The 254-nt window shown below is 61.0% G+C and carries 1 protein-coding gene; it reads left to right on the top strand.

Annotated features, from left to right (window positions below):
* The coding region (locus SB764_RS42565) for an aminotransferase class I/II-fold pyridoxal phosphate-dependent enzyme (protein WP_410867116.1) at nt 1-254 on the top strand (254 nt) is incomplete at both ends.

Here is a 254-nt window from a genome sequence, read left to right as displayed (position 1 = left end):
CAACGCAACCGTACCTGGGAGCTGCTCAACGCGATTCCTGGCGTCAGTTGCGTGAAACCCATGGGAGCGTTGTATGCCTTCCCGAGGATCGACCCGAAAGTGTGCCCGATCCTCAACGACGAGAAGTTCGTGCTCGACCTGCTGCTGTCGGAAAAGCTGCTGGTGGTCCAGGGCACCGCGTTCAACTGGCCATGGCCGGATCACTTCCGGGTAGTGACCCTGCCGCGCGTGGATGACCTGGACATGGCCATTGG

Origin of the sequence: Paraburkholderia sp. SIMBA_027, assembly GCF_046535315.1 — a bacterium.
Classification (GTDB): domain Bacteria; phylum Pseudomonadota; class Gammaproteobacteria; order Burkholderiales; family Burkholderiaceae; genus Paraburkholderia; species Paraburkholderia tropica.
Note: the sequence above shows the minus strand (reverse complement) of the source record. Positions and strands in the feature narration are given on the sequence as shown.